The following is a 19,463-nucleotide window of genomic DNA, read 5'->3' on the forward strand; positions in this document are numbered from 1 at the left end:
GCTATGGTTCAATTCGTGACGATTTTTTCACCGTGCCGTCCGCGGGCGTCCGAGGCTGCGATCCGGAAGGTTTGCCCCGGAAGGACGAGCGAAAATCGCCCGTCGCTATCCACCGGAACCGCACGTCCGTTGATTCGGATTTCCGCGCCTGGCTCGGTTTCCCCGGAAACATTGTGGATGCCAGCCGCCACCCGCGAAACCCGTACATTGCCGATGTAGATGGGGGTATCCGTCAGCCCTGGTTGGCGGGGAACGAAGGTCAACCGAAATTCCTCGCTCCAGACGCCTGGCCGTCCGTCGCGGGCCACAGCGCGCACGCGCCACCAATACGTCCCGCTCTGCGAGTTGACCTGCCAAGCAAATTCGGAGCTATCCGTATCCTTCTCAAAAATCAACGCCCGGTCGAGAAAGTATTGTGAGTCAGCCACTTGTAATTGATACCGCGCGGCTTCCGACACCGTTCCCCAGGAAAACATAACCGGCAGGGGCTTGCCATACTCTAGCGGGAAGACGCGGGCATTGGTGGGGGACGATAAGCGCGGTGGGGCCAGCAGGGTGTACTGCGCAGTTTTTTGATCCCGCTCGTACTCGACGCTCGTGTTGGTGCGAATACTTTCCGTAACGCCCCGGTCAGTCGTGCTGCGGATTTCCCCGCGCTCAACATTGACGCGCACCCGCTCGCCGGCCACGTTGACTTCGGCGCTGGTGTTTTGCGTCACATTGAACTTGATGTTTTTCGAGGCCAGTTCGTTGACATCGTCAGAAGTCCGAATGACGCCCGTGCTGATGTTGACCGTCCCCCCCTCGACACGGTTGCGCACGACTTGTTGGTCAGTTTTTGTGTTTTTGGCGTTTTCCTGAATGAGCACGCTTGAATCGGGTTTCAGTTTGAGAACGCTGCGGTCAACGTACTGAATGACTGCCGAGCCGTCTGAGGCAGTAATGATGATGTCGCCCGGTTCGAGAAGGGCGTTCGGTGTAGCCTGCTCCAGTTGGTTGGTGCGCGCGCGCTTGATCGAGACACTGCCAAGCACTTGCACCAGCCGCGCTGATTGGGCTTCAAACTGTCCGGCCAGGGCGTCTTGGTGGCGTTTCCAGAGGTATAACCCGACAATTGCGGCAACGAGCAGTAAAAACCCAGCTATCACTTGATAGAACGTCCGTCGGGAAATGAGGTACCAATCCAGAAGCGGACGCTTGAATTTGGTTGACGCAGCGTTTTTATTGCCCGGTTGGACGTACATTGAGCATTGTTGCTTGGTTGAACGAATCCTGACAGTTCTGAGACCGTACATGGCGGCCTCTCCACCTGCTATCGCTATAGCACACCCGACTGTGCAAAATCAAAAATCGCTTACCATATTTTGCCTATTCACTCACCTGGAGCCACGCAGTGCCATGACCTTTCGCAACCGTTGTCAGCCTTTTGCTCAGGACACGCTAGACGCGCTCATCATGCCAGTTTTTACCGAGGATGTTACCAACCCCGGTGCGCTGGTTGACTTGCTCCCCATTGCCCGCGAGTGGATGCCTGCCGTGTTGGGAACGGCTGAAATGCGCGGTAATCCGGGGCAACTCCTCACCCTGCACGCTTCGGCCGGGTCCGTTGCCCGTAAGGTGGTGCTCGTGGGGCTTGGGTCGGCCGGAAAGCTCACGACGCAAGCCATCCGCGAGAGTGTCGCCGCCGCCGTTCGGAGCGCCGGGACACAAGGGGCGCGGCACTTTGGGATTGCACCGCGTACTGGTGCGCTGAGTGCGCAGGCCTTTGCTCAAGCGGCAACCCTTGGCGCGCATCTGGCGACCCTTGCGGTGGATAGCTACCGCACCGAGGACACGAAACTGGTTCAGATTGAAACCTTGACATTTCTGGCCACGAATGACGACACCGAGGATTACAACCTGGGGATTCAGCGCGGAACGATTCTCGGAGAGGCGGTCAACTTCGCGCGATTTCTCGTCAACGAGCCGGGCAATCGGATGACCCCCACGACCCTGGCCCATCATGCCCAAGAAATGGCGAATGAAGTCGGTCTGCGAACCGAGATTCTCAACGAAGACAAAATGCGCGACCTAGGGATGGAAGCCCTGCTCGCCGTCGCCCGTGGTTCGGTCGAGGAACCACGTTTGATTACCGTCCACTACAAGCCACGCAACGGAACGAACCAGGAAACGATTGCGCTGATTGGCAAAGGCATCACCTTTGACACCGGCGGTATTTCGCTCAAGCCGGCCGAAAACATGGAAAAAATGAAGTACGACATGGCTGGCGGCGCGGCGGTTCTGGGCGCGATGCGCGCAATCGGCCAACTGCGGCCAAACATCAATGTCATCGGCATCATTCCCAGTTGTGAAAACATGCCCTCCGGCAAGGCGACCCGCCCCGGTGATGTCGTTCGCACCATGCTCGGCAAAACGGTCGAAATCATCAATACCGATGCCGAAGGGCGGCTGATTCTCTGTGATGCCATGGCCTATGCCCGCCAGTTGGGGGCCACCTGTCTGGTTGACCTCGCCACGCTCACCGGCGCGATCGCAGTTGCCCTTGGCCTGCGCTATGCCGGACTCTTCAGCCACCATCCCAAGCTCGCATCAGACCTCCGGGCTGCGGCTCAGGCGGCTGACGAGCGCATCTGGCCGCTGCCGCTCGATGAGGAGTACCGCGAGCTGATCAAGAGTGACATTGCCGACCTCAAGAACGTCGGCGGCAAGTACGCCGGCAGCATCACGGCGGCGTGGTTCCTGCGTGAGTTTGCCGGGGATACGCCCTGGGCCCACCTGGACATTGCCAACGTTGCCTGGAACACCGAAAACAAGCCCCACCTGCCAAAAGGTCCGACCGGCTTTGGTGTCGGCACGCTGGTGGAATTCGTCCTGGCACGCGCCACGGCCCAAGGCGCGGAAGCGTCACCGGCGGGAAACTGACGGTGACCTACAGTCCGAAGTATTTCGCGTAGAACGCCCGCGCTTGGTCAGGGCTGGACGTGCCTTTGATGATTGCCCGTCCGTCCCGGAACAGGGTCGCGTCCAGTCCGTCGGCGGCAAAGCGCAGCACATCGGCGTTATGGCGCGCATCTCCAATGGCAACCAGCCGGGCGGCCAGCGCCACGAAATCCGGCGCGGCCGACCTATCCCGGCCGGGGCTGACCTGGACGGCTTGGCGTCCACATAAAACGGCCGTGAAGGACGCGCGTTCGGCCGTCAGGAACGCGAAGCGTCGCTGCCCACAGCACGGACAATCCGCGCGCCGGCGTTCGGCGGGGAGGGGCAGCCGGGCCTGCCGGTTGGTCCAGACATCCACTTGCCAGAAATCGCGGCGGCAAAGGGCGGCCTGTCCGGTCAGGAGTTTGAGGGCTTCGACGATTTGGGCGGCTGCGATGGTTTGGATGACCGGCAGAATGATCCCGGCCGTTTCGCAGGTCGGCGTGGTTGCGGCATCCGGTGGCTCGTCAAACACGCAGCGCAGGCACGGTGTCTCGCCTGGCAGAATCGTCATCGTCGCGCCCTGGCTCCCGACGGCAGCCCCATAAATCCAGGGTTTCCCATGCTTGACGCAGGCATCGTTGAGGAGGTAGCGGGTCTCGAAGTTGTCCGTGCCGTCGAGCACGACATCGGCCGTGACGACCAGCGACTCGACCGTATCCGGCGTGACATCGGCAATGATGCCTTCCACCGTGATGGCGCTGTTGATGGCCCGCAGCCGTGCCTCGGCGGCGCGCGCCTTGGGGCGGCGCTCGCGGGCGTCAGTTTCATCAAACAGGACTTGCCGATTGAGGTTAGACCATTCGACGAAATCCCGATCCACGAGGCGCACCTGCCCGACGCCCGCCCGGACGAGCATTTCCGCCAACGTACAGCCCAGCGCCCCACACCCGACAACGAGCGCACTTTTGCCTGCCAACCGCGCTTGCCCATCCGCGCCGATGCCGGCAAATAGCCTCTGGCGCGAATAACGTTCGGTCATGCCTTGCTGAGAAACCTGGCAATCCCGGCGCGACAGTCGGCTGTGTGGCGCGCCAGCACGTTGATGTCCGCGCCGCTGCGCAGCGCCGCCTCGAAGCTCAGGCCGTCCATGTGGTAGAGCAAGCGCTTGGTCAAGTGCAGGGCCGAGCTGCTGCGCGCCGCGAGCTGGGCGACGTACGCCTGAAAGCGTTCGTCAAACGTGTCACTTGGCAGCACGCGATTCACCAGCCCCCAGTCCTGAGCGCGTTGGGCAGAAATGATTTCCCCCGTCAAGACCCATTCCAGCGCGCGTTTTTCTCCGAGGTTGCGCCGCAGAATGGCCATGACCATGGCCGGCACGAAACCAATGCCGACTTCCGGGTACCCAAACTGGGCCTGTTCGTCGGCCACGATGAGGTCGCAGGCGGAAGCCAGCCCACAGCCGCCGGCCAGCGCGCGCCCACGCACCCGCGCCACGATTGGCTTGGGGCAGTCGCGCATGGCGGTAAACAGATGCACGAGCCTTTCGGCATCGCCCAAATGCGCCATGACATCCTGCGCGGCCATGGCTTCAAGGGCCGACAAGTCGGCTCCGGCGCAGAAGTCCTTGCCGGCTCCGGTCACGACCAGGACCCGCGCGGTGGCGTCCTGAGCAGCCGACTGGATGGCGGCCCGCAACCCGTCAAGCAAGGTGGCGTCCAGCGCGTTGCGCTTTTCCGGCCGATTGAGCGTCGCGGTGGCGATGCCCTCGGCAACTTCATAGAGAACGGCGTTAGGTAGTTCACTCATGATGTACGGTTTCAAACCACGCCGACAGTCAAGGCCGTGGTCGCTCCTCTGGTTTGTTTCACTGTCCGCCAAATCGGACTTTAGCTAGAGTACTCATCGTGAGCGCATCCTTCCAATCCTCAAAAAGTGATTCCCATACGATGTCAACTTGGTTATTTCTGCGCCGCGCCGGACGGCGCTCGGCACACCTACTGCTTGGTTGTTGCTGGTTCGGCATCTTTGCCTTTTCGCTCGCCGCGCGCGCCCAAACCTCCAAACCGATGATTGAATACAATCTGACGCCGCAAGCGCCGAATTCGCATCTGATTACCGTCACCATCCGTTACAAGCCGATGGAGACGACCAAAGTGGTTGACTTTGCGTTGCCGGCCTGGCGCCCGGGACGGTATCAGATTCAAAACTACGCCCGAAACGTGCGCGACTTCACGGCTACCGACCAATCCGGGCGGACTCTGGCCTGGGAAAAGGTTGATAAATCCACATGGCGCGTGCCATGCGGCGGCGTCCGGGAGGTGCGGGTGGCCTATGCCTACTATGCCAATACCCTTGACGCCGGTTCGACGCTCTGGAACGACGAAGAACTGTACTGGAACGGCACGAACCTGCTGATGTACGTCGTCGGGCAAAAGGACCGTCCGGCGCGGCTGTCGTTGACGATTCCCCAGAGCTGGCAGTGCGCGTATCCGCTCAAGAAGGTTGGTGAGCCGTTTGTCTATGAAGCCCCAGACTACGACACGCTGGCGGATGCGCCGGGGATAGCCAGTCCAACCCTCAACCTAGTCAGATTTGACCACGCCGGCACGACCTATCACCTGGCGTTTCAGGGGCCGGTCAGCCTGCCGTTGAACGAACTGGCCGGGCAGGTCGAGCGGATCGTCGCGGCGACCGTGGCCATGTTTGGGGGCAAGGCCCCGTTTGCCGATTACTGGTTTTTGTATCACTCGCTGCCGGGCGGGCGCTTTCACGGTGTCGAACACTTGAACTCCACCAGCATCACCTTTCCATCGAGCGTTTTCGATGAGCGCCCGCAGCGTTTTTATGCCATCACGGCCCATGAGTTTTTCCATGCGTGGAATGTCAAGCGGATTCGCCCGCAGGGGCTCGGTCCGTTTGACTACAGCCGCGAAGTCCACACGCGCAATCTATGGGTGGCGGAAGGAGTCACGAGCTACTACGACGATCTGCTCTGCCGGCGGGCGGGGGTCATCTCGGTTGAGGATTACCTGCGCGCCGTGGCGACGACCATTGCCTCCCAACAGCGCACACCGGGGCGGTTGGTGACCCCGGTGACGGCCGCCAGCTTTGATGCGTGGTTGACCCCGGATGACAGCAACGTGCGGGTGGACTTTTACACGAAAGGCGCGCTGGTGGCGCTCCTGCTCGACCTGGACATCCGCCGGCGAACAGGTGGGGCCAAATCCCTGGACGATGCCATGCGCTGGCTCTCCGCCACCTATGCCGAACGTGGCGTCGGCTACCCGGAAAACGGCATGCAGCTAGCGGTCGAAGCCGTCACCGGCGCCAGTTATGCGGATTTCTTTGCGCGCTACGTGGACGGCACGGATGAGCTACCGTACGGTGACTACCTGGAGGTTGTCGGCGTCGAGTTGATTGAGTCGCGCCCAGCCAAGCAGCCGAAGGTTTCACTGGGCATCGAGCTGGCCGGCGACGAAAGGCAAACCGTGATTGCCAATGTGTTGCCAACCGAAGCCGGTTTTCAGGCTGGACTGGACCGTGGCGATATTCTGGTGGCGCTTGATGGCGAACAGGCTACGATGGCGACGCTTCCGGCGCTGTTGATGAAGCGGCAGCCGGGCGAGGTCGTCAAGGTGCTGGTGTTTCGGCGCGGCAAGCTCCGGGAATTTTCCGTCACGCTGCAACCAGAAACGCGAACCGATATCCAGTTGCGTCCAGTTGCCGCGCCCAGCCCGACGCAAGCCCGATTGTACCGGGAGTGGCTTGGCTTGATTCAGCCTGAGCCATGAGGTTGAAGAAGCGTTGCCACCCAAACCGGCAACGCCAAGTGACAAAAGTCACAAGGCCAGGTGACAAAAGTCACAAGCCGCTGCCGGGCGGCTTCTGGCGCTAGGCAAAGTATAGCGCCAGGGCTGTGCGGGCGAGGTTCCAGACGCGCGTCCAGTTGAGCCGGCCATTGCGGGCATCGTGCAGACTGGCCCAGACTTTTTCGCGCAGTTGCGCGCTTTCCCGCCGGAACAGGAAATCACGGGCATAAGGCATGGCGACTTCAAGGAAGTTGAAGCGTGGATTCATCGTGATGCTGATGCCTTCCAGCGTCATCAGCGCACGAATGATGAACGTAAATGAGGCCGGCGTTGAAAACGGATAGCGGTAAATGATGTCGCCCAAATCGTAGGTCAGGTCTTTGAAGCGGACTTCGGAAAGGTTGACATCGAGCTTGCGCCGGAAGAGGTCTTCAACCACACGCGCGAAGTCCTCCATGTCGGCTTCGGGCGACAGAAAGCCGAGTCCGACCAAGTCCTGCACGATGCCCGGCGCGTCGCGGTCAATGAGGTGAAAAAAGGCGCTGACCATTTGGCTCTGGAGTTTGGGCGAAATGTGTCCCACCATGCCAAAGTCGAAGAACGCCAGGCGTCCGTCGCGCAGGATGAGGATGTTGCCGGGATGTGGGTCGGCGTGAAAAAAACCGTCCTCAAGCAACTGCTTGAAATAGGTCCGGTACATCAGCTCATTGGCTTCCTTGGCGTCAATCCCGGCTGCCGCCAGCCCATCGAGGTCTGTGACGCAAATACCACGCAGAAACTCCATCGTGATGACCCGCGAGGTCGTTTGCTCCCAGAAAATGGTTGGGACATGAACGCGCGGCCAGTCGGCGAAGTTCTGGCGGAACCGGTCAGCATTCCGCCCTTCGTTACGGTAATCGAGCTCGGCATAGACTGTCCGCTCGAACTCATCAATCATGCCCACCCAGTCGTTACCCTTGAAAAGACGTTGTGAGCGAGCCATCCACCGGGCAATGCGGCGTAGAATGACGACGTCCTCGCTGATGCGCGCCGGGAGATTTGGCCGCTGAACCTTGATGGCAACTTCCTGACCGTCATGCCGGACACCGCGATAGACCTGCCCTAGGCTGGCCGCGGCCACGGGCTGCGGGTCAATTGCGCGAAAGAGTTTCGTGACCGGTTGGCCTAACTCGCGCTCGATGATGGCAAACGCCTCGGTGTTGGGGAACGGCGGAACGCGATTTTGAAGCTTGGCTAGTTCCTGAATGAAAGCTACGGGCAGTAAGTCAGCGCGCGTTGCCAAAGCTTGGCCAATCTTGATGAAGGTTGGTCCAAGCCGGATAAGTTGCTCACGGAGGCGGGATGCCTGCGCTTCAAGCTGCTTTTCGGGCAAGTCCGCCAAGTTGCCACCCGAATGGGTTCGCGCTCGGCGCAGATCGCGGTACAGCATCCAGGCAAAGCGACCGAGCACCCAGAGCACAAAGCAGGTGCGTTGCCAGTGGCGGACCCACGCCCATGCGCCCCGCTTTATGGGAACGACTGGTGGTTGAACAACAGGTGGAATGGAGAAGTCGGCTGGCAAGCTACGGTTCATGGGCGTCTGGCGCTGCCGGCGCGGGGCAACGCCAGGTCAGCTAAGGCCTCAGCCGTTATAGCAAACCCAGGTCAACGGCAAAAGCGACAAAAACCGGTGTGTTCCGTCACAGACAAGCCACTCCGCTTCACTGGAGTCAAGATGTGTGGTCATAGACGATACGCCAGCCGGCTGGAAACCGTCGCGCGAGCAGCGTAAACCGCCCGGCCATAACCTGGTCGGGAAGCGTCACGCGCCAGGCGCCCCGAATGAGGGCCGCGCGCGGTCCGACCGGCTCGATAACCAAGTCGTCGAAGCGGAGTGTTCCCATGGCGCGTCCTTCCGATTGGTAACGCTGGCGATAGCGGGTCAAGGTGGCTTCCCACCCCTTGGTCACCGTCGTGCCTGAAACGAAGGTGAGTTCGGGCGAGCGCCAATAGCCTTCCATGAAGCCTTCCAGGTCGCCGCGGTTCCAGGCGGTGACTTGCGCCTCGAGCAGCGCGCGCACGGCCACCACGGTCGGATGCGGTCGCTCCGAACCAAGACCGCCCCCGGCCAGCAACCAAAGTAAGCAGCCACTCCACAGCACATGCCGGAAAAGGATGGTTTTCATTCGATGATTTTGATGTCGCCTTCAAATTTTCGATAATTTCTGAACTCGCTGATGTTGCGAAATGCCTGACGGTAAGCATCGCTCACCTGGATCGTCTCGGCAGTAAGCGGCAGCCAATAGCGCTGGCCGAGGATCGTCACCCAATCGTAGTCCACAGCCGATTCAACCTGTGACATGGGAAACCCCGGCGGAATGTCGGTGGCAACGTGCTCAATCCGAACGATGCGCTTGGTTTCTTCATCCACCCACATACTGCCCTGATAGCCAACTTGAATGCGTTGGGGGCGACCATCGGAAAGCTTGACGGTCAGGGTATAGCCAGAACTGGCCTGGGGAACCAGGAAGTCATAGACCCAGCAGTTGCGACCACGGTAACGCTCACGTTTGACTTCACTGAAGCGGGTGTTGGTGTTTGGGAGAAAGGGCGCCGAAAGCTGACCAGAAAAATCTCCGACGGACGTTGCTCCCCCAAGCTCTTCAAATCGCCGGTTGGTAGGGCGTCCGTTGATTTTGAGCAGTTCGACGCGCTCGCGGCCGCCTTCGACACGCACCTCCGTTTCGAGCAGGTCGCGCGTCTGCCAGCGACCGCTGTCATCACGGACCAGTCGCCGGATGGTTTGGGTGACGATAAAGTCAGGTAGGTCATCGGCGCTTTGCAGGGCGTAGAACCGGGCCTGCTCAATGAGCGGCATTTGTCTTAGGCGGGCCGGCTCATCCTCGGTTTCGTTTTCTTCTGGGCGGACGTTGGGTTCGACGGCGGACGGCCTGGGTCGGGGCGGGAACGGACCAGACGGCACCGTATCGGTTCGCCTCGGGCGCACGGTCGGGCGTGGTGTATCACGCTGCAAATCGAGTTCAATCAGCGCCGTGATAAAGGCGCTCGGCGCACCCAGTTGGCGCGTGCGCGCCAGGATTTCATCCGTAACCTCAAAGGCGATGCCGCGTTGGCGCAGCTCACGAATGGCGGCTTCGGTAGTCATCTGTTGCTGGCGGAGACGCTGAACTAGGCGATACATCCCTACCTCTGACAAGGGCCCGGTTTGTTCCTCGGTCGTCGCTGGCGGCCGCGCCCGCTGAGGGCTTCCCCCAACCGCTACGCCACCCGGGCCGGAAACCATCAGAAACAGGCTGAAAACGTTGAAAAATTGCTTGAGTAAGGGAGGACTGGCTGCCATATCATTGGGTTCCGGTGTAACGTAGTTGAGCAAAGTCTGGATGCGTCGTGGAAACTACCTGTGATTAAGTCTGACAAATGGATCCTTCGCATGTGCGAAGAATATCATCTGATTTCTCCCTTCGAGCGGCAACTCATTCGCCAAGTCGAGGATCGCCGCATCATTAGTTGTGGGCTATCGAGCTATGGCTATGATTGTCGGTTGGCCAAGGATGAGTTCAAGGTCTTCTCGCCGATTCAGGGGACAGAAGTGGACCCAAAAAACTTCAACCCCAACAATTTGCTTGACATCCCGCTGCGCACGGCTGCTGATGGCAGCCAGTACTGGTTGTTGCCGCCGCATTCTTACGCGCTGGGGGTGACGATTGAGCAGTTCCAGATGCCGCGCAACGTCACGGCGATTGCGCTTGGAAAAAGCACCTATGCCCGCTGCGGCCTCATTCAAAACACCACGCCACTCGAAGCCGACTGGAAGGGGCGGCTGGTCATTGAACTATACAATGCGGCGAACTTGCCCGTGCGGCTCTATGCGGAGGAGGGTTTCGTTCAGATCATTTTCTTTGAGTCGGACGAAGACTGCGCCGTGTCGTATCGTGACCGCGCCGGCAAGTACCAAGGTCAGTCGGGTTTGACGTTGGCAAAGGTCTAGTCGCGCCATGTCGCTTCTCATTCGTAACGGCCGAGTCTGCGACCCTTCCCAGAACCTGGATGCCGCGCGGGATATTTTGGTGACGGACGGCTGCATTGCCGCGATTGGCGATGGGCTAGAAGTACCACCCAATACCGACGTCCTGGACGCGGCGGGATTGGTCATCGCGCCGGGGTTCATTGACGTTCACGTTCACCTGCGCGAACCCGGCTTCACGGCGAAAGAAACCATTGCCACCGGAACGCGGGCGGCCGCGGCCGGAGGCTTTACGGCGGTGTGCTGCATGGCAAATACGTCGCCGGTCAACGACTCGCCGCTGGTCACGCGCTACATTTTAGACCGCGTCCGCGAGTCGGCCGCGTGCCGGGTGTATCCGGTCGGCGCTGTCACCAAGGGCTTGCAGGGCGAAGTGTTGTCCGACATCGGAGGCATGGCCGCCGCCGGAGTTGTAGCGTTGTCGGATGACGGCCACGGGATTGCCAATGCCAACCTCCTGCGCCGGGCGCTGGAGTATGCCAGCGATTTTGGGTTGCCGATCATTGACCACTGCGAAAATCGCGATCTGGCAGCCGGGGGCGTTGTCAATGAAGGGGCCGTCTCCACCCAGTTGGGGGTGCGCGGCATGACCCGCGCCGCCGAGGAAGTTGATGTTGCCCGCGATGTCGTGTTGGCAAGTCTGACTGGCGCGCACATTCACATTGCGCATTTGAGTACGTCCGGGTCGCTGGAAATCGTGCGGCGCGCCCAGTCTGAAGGCTTGCCGCTGACCTGTGAAGTCACGCCGCACCATCTCACACTGGATGAATCCGCCCTGTTGACACTGGGCGCGGCGGCCAAGATGAATCCACCGCTGCGGGAGCCAGCGGATGTCGAGGCCCTGCTCGAAGGCGTCGCCGATGGTACGGTGACGTGCATTGCCACCGACCATGCTCCCCACACGGCGCTTGAAAAAGATCAAGTGCTCGCCCACGCGCCCTTTGGGGTCGTTGGCTTGGAGTGCGCTGTGAGCCTGATGCTCGACCAGCTTCACTGGCGGCATGGCCTGCCGCTGATGCGCATCATCGAGCTGTTTTCAACCGGTCCAGCACGCGCATTCAAGTTGCCCGGCGGGACATTGCAAATTGGCCAGCCGGCGGATATGACACTGCTGGACATTCACGGCGAAGTGACCGTGGACGTGGGACGGTGGCAGTCGAAAGCACGGAACTGTCCCTTTGATGGCTGGCGACTCAGGGGGCGACCGGTCATGACGTTTATCGCCGGGAAACGCTTATGCACTGCCGCACCAGCCGTGGAACCACACACGGAAACGGTTGCGGTAGCGCACCGGACAAGTTAACGTGCGCCGATTTTTCTTGTAGTGGGGTATGTTTGACACATGCCCGTACTCGTCAAATACACAGAGAGAGGATCCATTCGCTCATGGCAGAGCAATCAGTTGAAGAGAAAGTCAGAGCCATCATCGTCGAGGAACTTGGCGTGGATGAAAGCGAAGTGACGTTGGAAGCGAAGTTCATCGAAGACTTGGGCGCCGATTCACTTGATACGGTGGAACTCGTCATGCGCTTCGAGGAGGATTTCGGTCTCGAAATTCCAGACGAGGATGCCGAAAAAATCCTGAGCGTGAAAGATGCGGTTAGCTACATCCAAGCCAAGCTTGGCTAATCAAGCCCTTGGTTTGTTGTATCTAGCAGTTGATTGTATCCAGTTGAACGATGATTGCGGAGGTTTCCCATGATGAAACGTCGTGTCGTCGTCACCGGAGTTGGGATGGTTAGCCCGCTTGGGCTGGATGTTCCCAAAAGCTGGGAGGCACTGCTGGGTGGGGTAAGCGGCATCGGCCCGATTACGCGCTTTGACGCCTCGGATTTTGCCGCCCGGATCGCCGGTGAAGTGAGGGGCTTCGATCCAGCGACATTCATTGAGAAAAAAGAAATCAAAAAGATGGACCCGTTTATCCACTACGCCATTGCGGCCGCCCAGGAAGCCGTGGATGCCAGTGGATTGAGCATTCGGGATGACAACGCAACCCGCGTCGGGGTAAACATTGGGTCGGCATTAGGTGGGCTAACCATCATCGAGCGTGAGCACGCCAAGCTACACCGCGAGGGTCCGCATCGGGTCTCTCCGTTTTTCATTCCGTCGTCCATCATCAACCTGGCCAGTGGGCAAGTCTCGATTCGCTTTGGCGCGAAAGGTCCGAACTTAGCTCCGGCGACAGCCTGTGCTTCCGGGGCGCATGCCATTGGCGAGGCTTTCCGCTTGATTCAGACCGGTGGCGCTGACGCCATGCTGTGCGGAGGCGCGGAGGCGGCTGTAACTCCAACCGGGATTGGGGGCTTTGCTGCCATACGCGCCCTTTCGACGCGCAACGACGAACCAACGCGGGCCAGTCGCCCATTTGACAAGCAACGCGATGGTTTCGTCATGGGCGAGGGGGCGGCGATTCTCGTCCTTGAAGAGCGAGAACAGGCTTTGGCGCGAGGCTGTGTGCCGCTGGCGGAGATGGTCGGCTTTGGGCAGTCGGCGGATGCCTTCCATTTGACACACCCGCGCGACGTTGGCGACGGTGCGGCGCGGGCGATGCAGCAGGCGCTGGCGGATGCGGGCATTGCTCCGGCGGAAGTTGGCTACCTCAACGCCCATGCCACCAGCACTCCGGCCGGCGACGCGGCGGAAGCCAGAGCAATTCGGCAGGTGTTTGGCGACGCTGTATCGTCGTTGGCCGTGAGTTCGACAAAATCCATGACCGGTCATTTGTTGGGTGCGGCCGGGGCGCTCGAAGCCGCCATTACCGTACTGGCGCTGCGGGACGGGCGAATTCCGCCCACCATCAACCTCGATGAGCCAGATGTTGACCTGGATTGCGTTCCGCAGATGGCCCGCGAACGTTCGCTCAACTATGCCATGAGCAATGCTTTTGGCTTTGGCGGCACGAATGTTTCACTGGTGTTCCGCCGGGTGGCGAACGGGTAGCTGCTCATAGGGGGATGAAAAAAGATGAAATGTGTTGAGCTTGCCAATCAGTTTGGCATTGACCAGCTTACGCTGACCGAGCGCCCACACCCAGAGCTAGGGGCCGGCGAAGTCTTGGTGCGGGTACGGGCGACCTCACTCAACTTCCGTGACCTGATGACGGTGACGGGCGTCTACAATCCCAAGCAACCGTTGCCGCTCATTCCGCTTTCGGATGGCGTTGGAGAAGTCGTCGCCGTCGGGGAAGGTGTGACGCGGGTTGCCGTTGGCGACCGGGTGGCCGGAATCTTCGCACAGGGGTGGATCGCGGGTGAGCCTGCCGTTGAGAAGGTGCGAACCACGACCTTGGGTGGGCCGCTCGACGGCATGCTGACCGAATACCGCGCGTTGTCACAGGACGGAGTCATCAAAGTCCCGGCGTATCTCAATGATGAGGAAGCCGCGACCCTCCCCTGTGCGGCGCTGACGGCGTGGAGTGCGCTCATTGTCCATGGGCAACTCAAGCCGGGCGATACGGTGCTGGTGCAGGGCACCGGCGGCGTATCCATCTTCGCGCTCCAGTTTGCCAAAGCCGCCGGGGCGCGGGTCATCATTACGTCCGGCAGCGATGAGAAGCTCGAACGCGCCAAGGCCCTGGGTGCGGACGAAATCATCAACTACAAGCAAGCGCCCGATTGGGACAAAGCCGCGCGGGAAATGACCGGTGGGCGCGGCGTGGATCACGTCGTCGAGGTCGGCGGCGCTGGAACCCTAACGAGGGCCATTCGTTCTGTGCGCTTTGGTGGCCACATCAGCCTGATCGGCGTTTTGTCTGGACGTACCGGAGAGGTGGATATCGCTCCGATTTTGATGCAAAACATCCGCGTTCAAGGGATTATCGTTGGTTCGCGGGAAATGTTTGAGGCGATGAATCGCGCACTGGAGCACCACCAGATTCGCCCGGTGGTGGATAAAATCTTCACGCTCGATGAGACGCGGCAGGCGTTTCAGATGATGGCCCACGGTGGACACTTCGGCAAAATCTGCATCCGACTCGACTGAGGCAACCCCATCGCAGTCTGCGGATATTGGCTGGCGGCAAGCTGCTCCGTGGCTTGCCGCTTGGCTTGTGGCCGGCGGGGCAGGGGTTGTACATCAGTGGCAAACGACGCGGATTGGCGCGCTGGGCGATTACGCCTACATCATGGACACGGCGTGGCGGATTGCGCAGGGCGAGGTGATGTACCGGGATTTCGTTCTGCCGCACTCGCCACTGACGTTTCACGTTCAGGCGACGCTGATCAAGCTCTTTGGTTTTAGCTACCAAGTGACGGCGTGGTACTGCACAGTAGTGAACGTGCTGTACGTGCTGCTGACCTACCGGCTGATACGGGTTTTGGTGTCGGCGTGGTTGGCGGTGGGATTGTGTTTGCCATTGGTGTGGCTGGCGCCGCATTCGATTTACCCACATCCGTTCTACGATCCGGATGCGGCTTTGCTCATTTTATTGAATCTGAACTTGCTTCATTGGGTGGTGATGCGTCCGGTAAGCCCGGCAGTTGCCATGTTGTGTGGGGCGACAACTGTGCTCCCGGCGCTGGCCAAGCAAAATGTGGGATACCCATACTTGGGGCTTGTGCTGGTTGGGGTGGCATGGTGGGGGTGGTGGCAAAAACGCTGGAATGAAGCTGCCGGTGTTGAGCCTGTGGGGAATCCGGGTGGCGTGAGGTGGTTTGGCGTTGGAGTTGTCGGCGGGATTGTCGGGGCTGTGACTTGGCTTGGAATGACCTGTGGGCTGGAGAACTATTGGTTTTGGGTGTTTGTCTCGGCAAGTGGCCGGTTGAACCTTGTCACCATCCAGGAAACCTATGGGGATTGGTCGGTATGGAGCGTTGGAGCGGTTCTCATACTAGGCTGGTGGCTGTGGTTGCGCTATCAAAAGCGGACTGGTCCGTCCTGGGTGATGACAGTGAGCTGGGCATTGCTCCTTGGTCCCTTTGTCGTCGTGCTTGCCCTGTCGTTTCTTGTCGGCCATCTCTTTGTCTGGTTCGACTACCCGCTTTTGTCCTTGTGGGTGCCGGTGATGATGCTGACACTGGTTGCCGGACTATGGCAGTTGCCGTCTGTCGCCCGGCGCGCCACGTCTATGGTCGGTGAAAGCTTGCCCTGGATAGGCCTCACCGTGGTGTTCTTTTCATTTTTGTCACAAGGTCATGCTCGGTCATCCTATGGAATTTGGGCTTTTTTTGTCGTCATGGTGGCGTATGCCCTACGTCCATTGGTTGGCGAGCGGCGCCAGGCACTGGTGGGGTGGGGAATGGCAAGCCTGCTGATGCTGTCTGCCCTGCCGTACATCCAACGTAACGTGCGGATGCGTTACGTTGGGCTGGTCGAGGGGCCGCGACAAACGGTTTCTGTGGGTCCGCTTCGCGGGTTTACGGCTTTTAGTCCTCAGCTCAGTAACTTCGGCGAGCTGCTTGGCTTTGTGGCTAATTACATTCCTGAAGATGAGCCAGTTGTGTGCGTTCCACACGAGGATCCCTTCTATGTGGTAACCGGGCGGCGCGACCCGTTGCCAATCACCGTGTTTGATCGAACGGCCAGTCCATTCTCGCCAGAGGAGGTCCTAAAAGAAGTTGAACGGCGTCGGGTAACGTGGGTGATCGTCAAGAGAAGACTGCAAATGGACTGGATTCTGGCGCGTGAAATCAAAGGTCTGCGGGAACTCTTCATGGGTCGCTATCAGGTCGCCGCCCAGTTCGACGGTTATGTTGTTTTGCATCGGCCGGCACGAGAGGAAACCAGCGCACGTTGATGAAGCAAGGTCAGCGGTGGCGTGTCATCGTGCTAAGCAAGACGACAAGGGATAGGTTAGGGACGGCGCACGGATGGTTCGGCGGTAGACAATGCACTCTTCTTTAGCTGAGACGCGGCAGGCGTTTCAGGTGATGGCCCACGGTGGACACTTCGGCACAATCTGCATCCGACTCGACTCAAGGAACGCCATCGCGGTCTGCGGGTAACCGCTGGCGGCAAGCTGCCCCGTGGGTGGCGGCTTGTCTGGTGGCCGCTGGGGCCGGGGTTGTCCACCAGTGGCAGACAACGCGCATCGGGGTGCTGGGCGATTACGCCTACATCATGGACACGGCGTGGCGGATTGCGCAGGGCGAGGTGATGTACCGGGATTTCGTTCTGCCACACTCGCCGCTGACGTTTCACATCCAGGCGACGCTGATCAAGCTCTTTGGTTTTAGCTACCAGATGACGGCGTGGTACTGCACGGTCGTGAATGTGCTGTACGTACTGCTAACTTACCGCCTGATGCGGGTTTTGGTGTCGGCGTGGTCGGCAGTAGGGCTGTGTTTGCCATTGGCCTGGCTAGCGCCGCATTCGATTTACCCTCATCCGTTTTACGATCACGATGCGGCGTTACTGATCCTATTGAATCTGAACGTACTGCACTGGGTGATGACGACGCCGGTACGGCCGGTCGTGGTGTTTTCATGCGGCATGACGACAGTGTTGCCGGCGCTGGCCAAGCAGAACATGGGCTATCCGTATCTGGGCTTGATAACGCTTGCGATAGTGTGGATAGGCTTTTGGAGTGGGCGGAAGTCTGGTGGGCAAATGCCAGGGGAGGCAAGAAGTGAGCAAGCCATAAGGTGGTTCCTCTATGGCATCTTGGGTGGCGGCGCTGCGGCGCTGGGGTGGATCGCGGCGACTTGCGGTATCGAGAATTACCTGTTTTGGGTGTTTGTGTCGGCCAGCCGGCGGCTGGCGCGGCCAACGCTAAGTCAAACCTATGGCACTTGGTCACGTTGGGTAAATGGCGTCGCGCTCGTTCTTGGGTGGTGGTTGTGGCAACAGGTCGCGGGTGAAAAAACGCCCGGTTGGAAGGCTTCAGCCGGCTTGGCGTCGTTGCTTGGACCGTTCATTGTCGTGATTGGCATGACCCTGCTCGCCGGCCACGTTTTTGTTGATTTCAACTACCCACTGCTGTCGCTTTGGGTGCCGGTCATGTTGCTGGCCTTAGTAACCGGAACCTGGTCGCTTCGATTGTTGACATGCGCCGAAGGTCTCGTGCCGGCGCTTCTGCCTTGGTTGTGCCCGATGGTGGCGTTTTTCTCGTTTCTGTCACAGGGTCACGTCCGCTCCTCATACGGCATATGGGCTTTATTTTTCTTGATGCTGGGCAGTGCGCTCAACGTCTTTCCAAGCGGCCGGGGCCGACTGGGCATCAGTTGGGCGCTTGGCCTCATGATGACGGTGGCGGCTGTTCCCTATATTCAGAAGAATGTCCGTTTGCGTTATGTTGATCAGAGTGGTGACAGGACTCAGACGGCAACCAGTGGTCCCTTGCGCGGGCTAACGACACATGCCCCGTATTTGAGCGACTTTAGTGAATTGCTTGGATTTGTGGAGGCAACCATCCCGCCTGATGCATCCATCATCTGTCTTCCGCAAGAGGAACCGTTTTATGTCACGACCGGGCGATACAACCCACTACCGGTTGTCATTTTCGACCGAACGGCCAATCCGTTGTCTCCAGGTGATTTGTTTGCGGAGGCGCAACGTCGGCAGGTGACTTGGGTCATTCTCAAAAAACGTCCTCAAATGAAAGAAGTCATTCTCAGTGAGATTGAGGGTGTGCCAGCGTTATTTTTGTCTAAGTATAAAGTCTTTGCCGAGCTTGATGGCTATCTCATTCTGCACCGTCCATCGTCCGTGACATCGAATTCCCCGTAAGCCAGCAAACGGCTATGCTGTCGCCTCAGTCGGCGTTGCAGCTTGGCCGGACTTTTCTTTTGTGCGAGGAAACAACCATGAAGTTACCCGGTTTGGATCGTTTGCCTGGCTTCGAACGTGCCATGGAGCAGATGCAGCAGAAACAAGAAGAAATCAAGCGCGCCCTGGAAAGTGCACGCTGCGAAGGCACTTCCGGGGGCGGAATGGTGCGCGTCACGGTCAACGGACTCAAGCAAGTTATGTCAGTCAAGATTGACCCTGAAGTCCTCACTGATAAGGAAATGCTTGAGGCGCTGATCGTATCCGCCGTCAACGAAGCCGGTCGCCGGGCCGATGAAGTAACCCAACAGCAGATGCAGCAACAGATGTCGGGACTCCTGGGCAACCTGAAAATTCCCGGCATGTCCTGATGCGTCCTGACAGTGGCATAGCATGCCGGAGTTTGCCGAACCGATTGCCCGTCTGATTGACGAATTGAGGCGGTTGCCGGGTATTGGCCATAAATCAGCCCAGCGGCTGGCTTTTCACATCCTGCGGAGCACGCCGGAAGATGTTGACCGCTTGGCGCAAGCCATTGCCGAGATCAAGTTACGGGTGACGTTCTGTTCAGTGTGTCACAACTTGACGGATCTGGCGCGCGACCCCTGCGAATACTGTACGGATCCAGGGCGTGACCGGCGCGTACTGTGTGTTGTCGAAGAACCCCACAACGTGTTCGCCATCGAGCGGACCGGTGAATTCAAAGGTCTCTACCATGTCCTCCACGGGGTCTTGTCCCCGCTGCGCGGGATTGGCCCAGATGACATTCGCATTCGCTCACTCCTTGAACGTCTCCGCGCCCTAGACATCACCGAAGTCATTTTAGCCACCAACCCGACGACCGAAGGCGAGGCCACGGCCAACTACATCGGGCGGTTGCTCAAACCCATTGGCGTCCGCACGACGCGCTTGGCGATGGGGTTGCCGGTGGGCGGCGACCTGGAATACGCCGATGAGGTCACGCTGCACAAGGCACTCACTTATCGGCGCGAGCTGTGAACGTA

The 19,463-nt window shown here is 59.6% G+C and carries 17 protein-coding genes; 11 read left to right on the forward strand and 6 right to left on the reverse strand.

Translation table 11 applies throughout. From position 1 onward, the window contains the following. Positions 1–8: 8 nt before the first annotated feature. Positions 9–1,244, reverse strand: a complete 1,236-nt coding sequence (locus J8C06_RS01385; protein WP_211429017.1) for an Ig-like domain-containing protein — start codon at positions 1,242–1,244, stop codon at positions 9–11. 154 nt (positions 1,245–1,398) lie between these two features. Between J8C06_RS01385 and J8C06_RS01390 the strand changes: the two genes are divergently transcribed. Beyond that, positions 1,399–2,922, forward strand: a complete 1,524-nt coding sequence (locus tag J8C06_RS01390; protein WP_211429018.1) for a leucyl aminopeptidase — start codon at positions 1,399–1,401, stop codon at positions 2,920–2,922. A gap of 7 nt (positions 2,923–2,929) precedes the next feature. Here the strand turns inward: J8C06_RS01390 and J8C06_RS01395 are convergent, their stop codons facing one another. Both J8C06_RS01395 and J8C06_RS01400 read right to left on the reverse strand, forming a co-directional pair. Next, positions 2,930–3,961, reverse strand: coding sequence for a ThiF family adenylyltransferase (locus tag J8C06_RS01395; RefSeq protein WP_211429019.1), 1,032 nt, complete (start codon positions 3,959–3,961; stop codon positions 2,930–2,932). After that, positions 3,958–4,728, reverse strand: coding sequence for an enoyl-CoA hydratase/isomerase family protein (locus J8C06_RS01400; RefSeq protein WP_211429020.1), 771 nt, complete (start codon positions 4,726–4,728; stop codon positions 3,958–3,960). The genes J8C06_RS01395 and J8C06_RS01400 overlap by 4 nt, the downstream gene beginning before the upstream one ends. A 140-nt stretch (positions 4,729–4,868) precedes the next feature. On the opposite strand from J8C06_RS01400, the gene J8C06_RS01405 reads away from it, so the two are divergent. Continuing rightward, complete coding sequence (locus tag J8C06_RS01405) at positions 4,869–6,713, forward strand: M61 family metallopeptidase (protein WP_211429021.1); 1,845 nt, start codon at positions 4,869–4,871, stop codon at positions 6,711–6,713. Between the two features lie 100 nt (positions 6,714–6,813). Here J8C06_RS01405 and J8C06_RS01410 read toward each other — a convergent pair whose 3' ends face one another. The 3 genes from J8C06_RS01410 to J8C06_RS01420 all read right to left on the reverse strand — a co-directional run bounded on the left by J8C06_RS01410 (position 6,814) and on the right by J8C06_RS01420 (position 10,071). After that, positions 6,814–8,304 carry an ABC1 kinase family protein gene (locus tag J8C06_RS01410; protein ID WP_211429022.1) on the reverse strand — a complete coding sequence of 497 codons (1,491 nt, stop codon included), beginning with the start codon at positions 8,302–8,304 and terminating at the stop codon, positions 6,814–6,816. 136 nt (positions 8,305–8,440) lie between these two features. Next, positions 8,441–8,896 carry a YybH family protein gene (locus J8C06_RS01415; RefSeq protein ID WP_211429023.1) on the reverse strand — a complete coding sequence of 152 codons (456 nt, stop codon included), beginning with the start codon at positions 8,894–8,896 and terminating at the stop codon, positions 8,441–8,443. Then, positions 8,893–10,071: a hypothetical protein gene (locus J8C06_RS01420; protein ID WP_211429024.1), complete on the reverse strand. Its 1,179-nt coding sequence runs from the start codon at positions 10,069–10,071 to the stop codon at positions 8,893–8,895. Before J8C06_RS01420 ends, J8C06_RS01415 begins: the two co-directional genes overlap by 4 nt. A 60-nt stretch (positions 10,072–10,131) precedes the next feature. On the opposite strand from J8C06_RS01420, the gene dcd reads away from it, so the two are divergent. The 9 genes from dcd to recR all read left to right on the forward strand — a co-directional run bounded on the left by dcd (position 10,132) and on the right by recR (position 19,458). Continuing rightward, positions 10,132–10,719 carry a dCTP deaminase gene (gene dcd, locus J8C06_RS01425; RefSeq protein ID WP_407064904.1) on the forward strand — a complete coding sequence of 196 codons (588 nt, stop codon included), beginning with the start codon at positions 10,132–10,134 and terminating at the stop codon, positions 10,717–10,719. A gap of 7 nt (positions 10,720–10,726) precedes the next feature. Next, positions 10,727–12,058: a dihydroorotase gene (locus J8C06_RS01430; RefSeq protein ID WP_211429026.1), complete on the forward strand. Its 1,332-nt coding sequence runs from the start codon at positions 10,727–10,729 to the stop codon at positions 12,056–12,058. Positions 12,059–12,141: 83 nt separating this feature from the next. After that, positions 12,142–12,384: an acyl carrier protein gene (locus J8C06_RS01435; RefSeq protein ID WP_211429027.1), complete on the forward strand. Its 243-nt coding sequence runs from the start codon at positions 12,142–12,144 to the stop codon at positions 12,382–12,384. Between the two features lie 72 nt (positions 12,385–12,456). Beyond that, positions 12,457–13,695, forward strand: coding sequence for a beta-ketoacyl-ACP synthase II (fabF, locus tag J8C06_RS01440; RefSeq protein ID WP_455423718.1), 1,239 nt, complete (start codon positions 12,457–12,459; stop codon positions 13,693–13,695). A 24-nt stretch (positions 13,696–13,719) separates the two neighbouring features. Then, positions 13,720–14,736 carry a zinc-dependent alcohol dehydrogenase family protein gene (locus J8C06_RS01445; RefSeq protein WP_211429029.1) on the forward strand — a complete coding sequence of 339 codons (1,017 nt, stop codon included), beginning with the start codon at positions 13,720–13,722 and terminating at the stop codon, positions 14,734–14,736. Next, a complete protein-coding gene (locus J8C06_RS01450) occupies positions 14,699–16,489 on the forward strand; it encodes a DUF3488 domain-containing protein (protein WP_246602056.1) in 1,791 nt (596 codons plus the stop codon). Before J8C06_RS01445 ends, J8C06_RS01450 begins: the two co-directional genes overlap by 38 nt. Positions 16,490–16,722: 233 nt before the next feature. Then, entirely contained in the window at positions 16,723–18,420 is a 1,698-nt protein-coding gene (locus J8C06_RS01455; protein WP_211429030.1) for a hypothetical protein, read from the forward strand. A gap of 77 nt (positions 18,421–18,497) precedes the next feature. Further along, positions 18,498–18,830: a YbaB/EbfC family nucleoid-associated protein gene (locus tag J8C06_RS01460; protein WP_211429031.1), complete on the forward strand. Its 333-nt coding sequence runs from the start codon at positions 18,498–18,500 to the stop codon at positions 18,828–18,830. Positions 18,831–18,852: 22 nt separating this feature from the next. After that, entirely contained in the window at positions 18,853–19,458 is a 606-nt protein-coding gene (gene recR, locus J8C06_RS01465; protein WP_211429032.1) for a recombination mediator RecR, read from the forward strand. The last annotated feature ends 5 nt before the right edge of the window (positions 19,459–19,463 follow it).

Source organism: Chloracidobacterium validum (genome assembly GCF_018304825.1).
GTDB lineage: Bacteria > Acidobacteriota > Blastocatellia > Chloracidobacteriales > Chloracidobacteriaceae > Chloracidobacterium > Chloracidobacterium validum.

Bases quoted from the DNA above. Each gene is read 5' to 3' on its own strand.
- J8C06_RS01385 (WP_211429017.1), bottom strand. From the start codon at position 1,244: ATGTACGTCCAACCGGGCAATAAAAACGCTGCGTCAACCAAATTCAAG.
- J8C06_RS01390 (WP_211429018.1), top strand. From the start codon at position 1,399: ATGACCTTTCGCAACCGTTGTCAGCCTTTTGCTCAGGACACGCTAGAC.
- J8C06_RS01395 (WP_211429019.1), bottom strand. From the start codon at position 3,961: ATGACCGAACGTTATTCGCGCCAGAGGCTATTTGCCGGCATCGGCGCG.
- J8C06_RS01400 (WP_211429020.1), bottom strand. From the start codon at position 4,728: ATGAGTGAACTACCTAACGCCGTTCTCTATGAAGTTGCCGAGGGCATC.
- J8C06_RS01405 (WP_211429021.1), top strand. From the start codon at position 4,869: ATGTCAACTTGGTTATTTCTGCGCCGCGCCGGACGGCGCTCGGCACAC.
- J8C06_RS01410 (WP_211429022.1), bottom strand. From the start codon at position 8,304: ATGAACCGTAGCTTGCCAGCCGACTTCTCCATTCCACCTGTTGTTCAA.
- J8C06_RS01415 (WP_211429023.1), bottom strand. From the start codon at position 8,896: ATGAAAACCATCCTTTTCCGGCATGTGCTGTGGAGTGGCTGCTTACTT.
- J8C06_RS01420 (WP_211429024.1), bottom strand. From the start codon at position 10,071: ATGGCAGCCAGTCCTCCCTTACTCAAGCAATTTTTCAACGTTTTCAGC.
- J8C06_RS01430 (WP_211429026.1), top strand. From the start codon at position 10,727: ATGTCGCTTCTCATTCGTAACGGCCGAGTCTGCGACCCTTCCCAGAAC.
- J8C06_RS01435 (WP_211429027.1), top strand. From the start codon at position 12,142: ATGGCAGAGCAATCAGTTGAAGAGAAAGTCAGAGCCATCATCGTCGAG.
- fabF (WP_455423718.1), top strand. From the start codon at position 12,457: ATGAAACGTCGTGTCGTCGTCACCGGAGTTGGGATGGTTAGCCCGCTT.
- J8C06_RS01445 (WP_211429029.1), top strand. From the start codon at position 13,720: ATGAAATGTGTTGAGCTTGCCAATCAGTTTGGCATTGACCAGCTTACG.
- J8C06_RS01460 (WP_211429031.1), top strand. From the start codon at position 18,498: ATGAAGTTACCCGGTTTGGATCGTTTGCCTGGCTTCGAACGTGCCATG.
- recR (WP_211429032.1), top strand. From the start codon at position 18,853: ATGCCGGAGTTTGCCGAACCGATTGCCCGTCTGATTGACGAATTGAGG.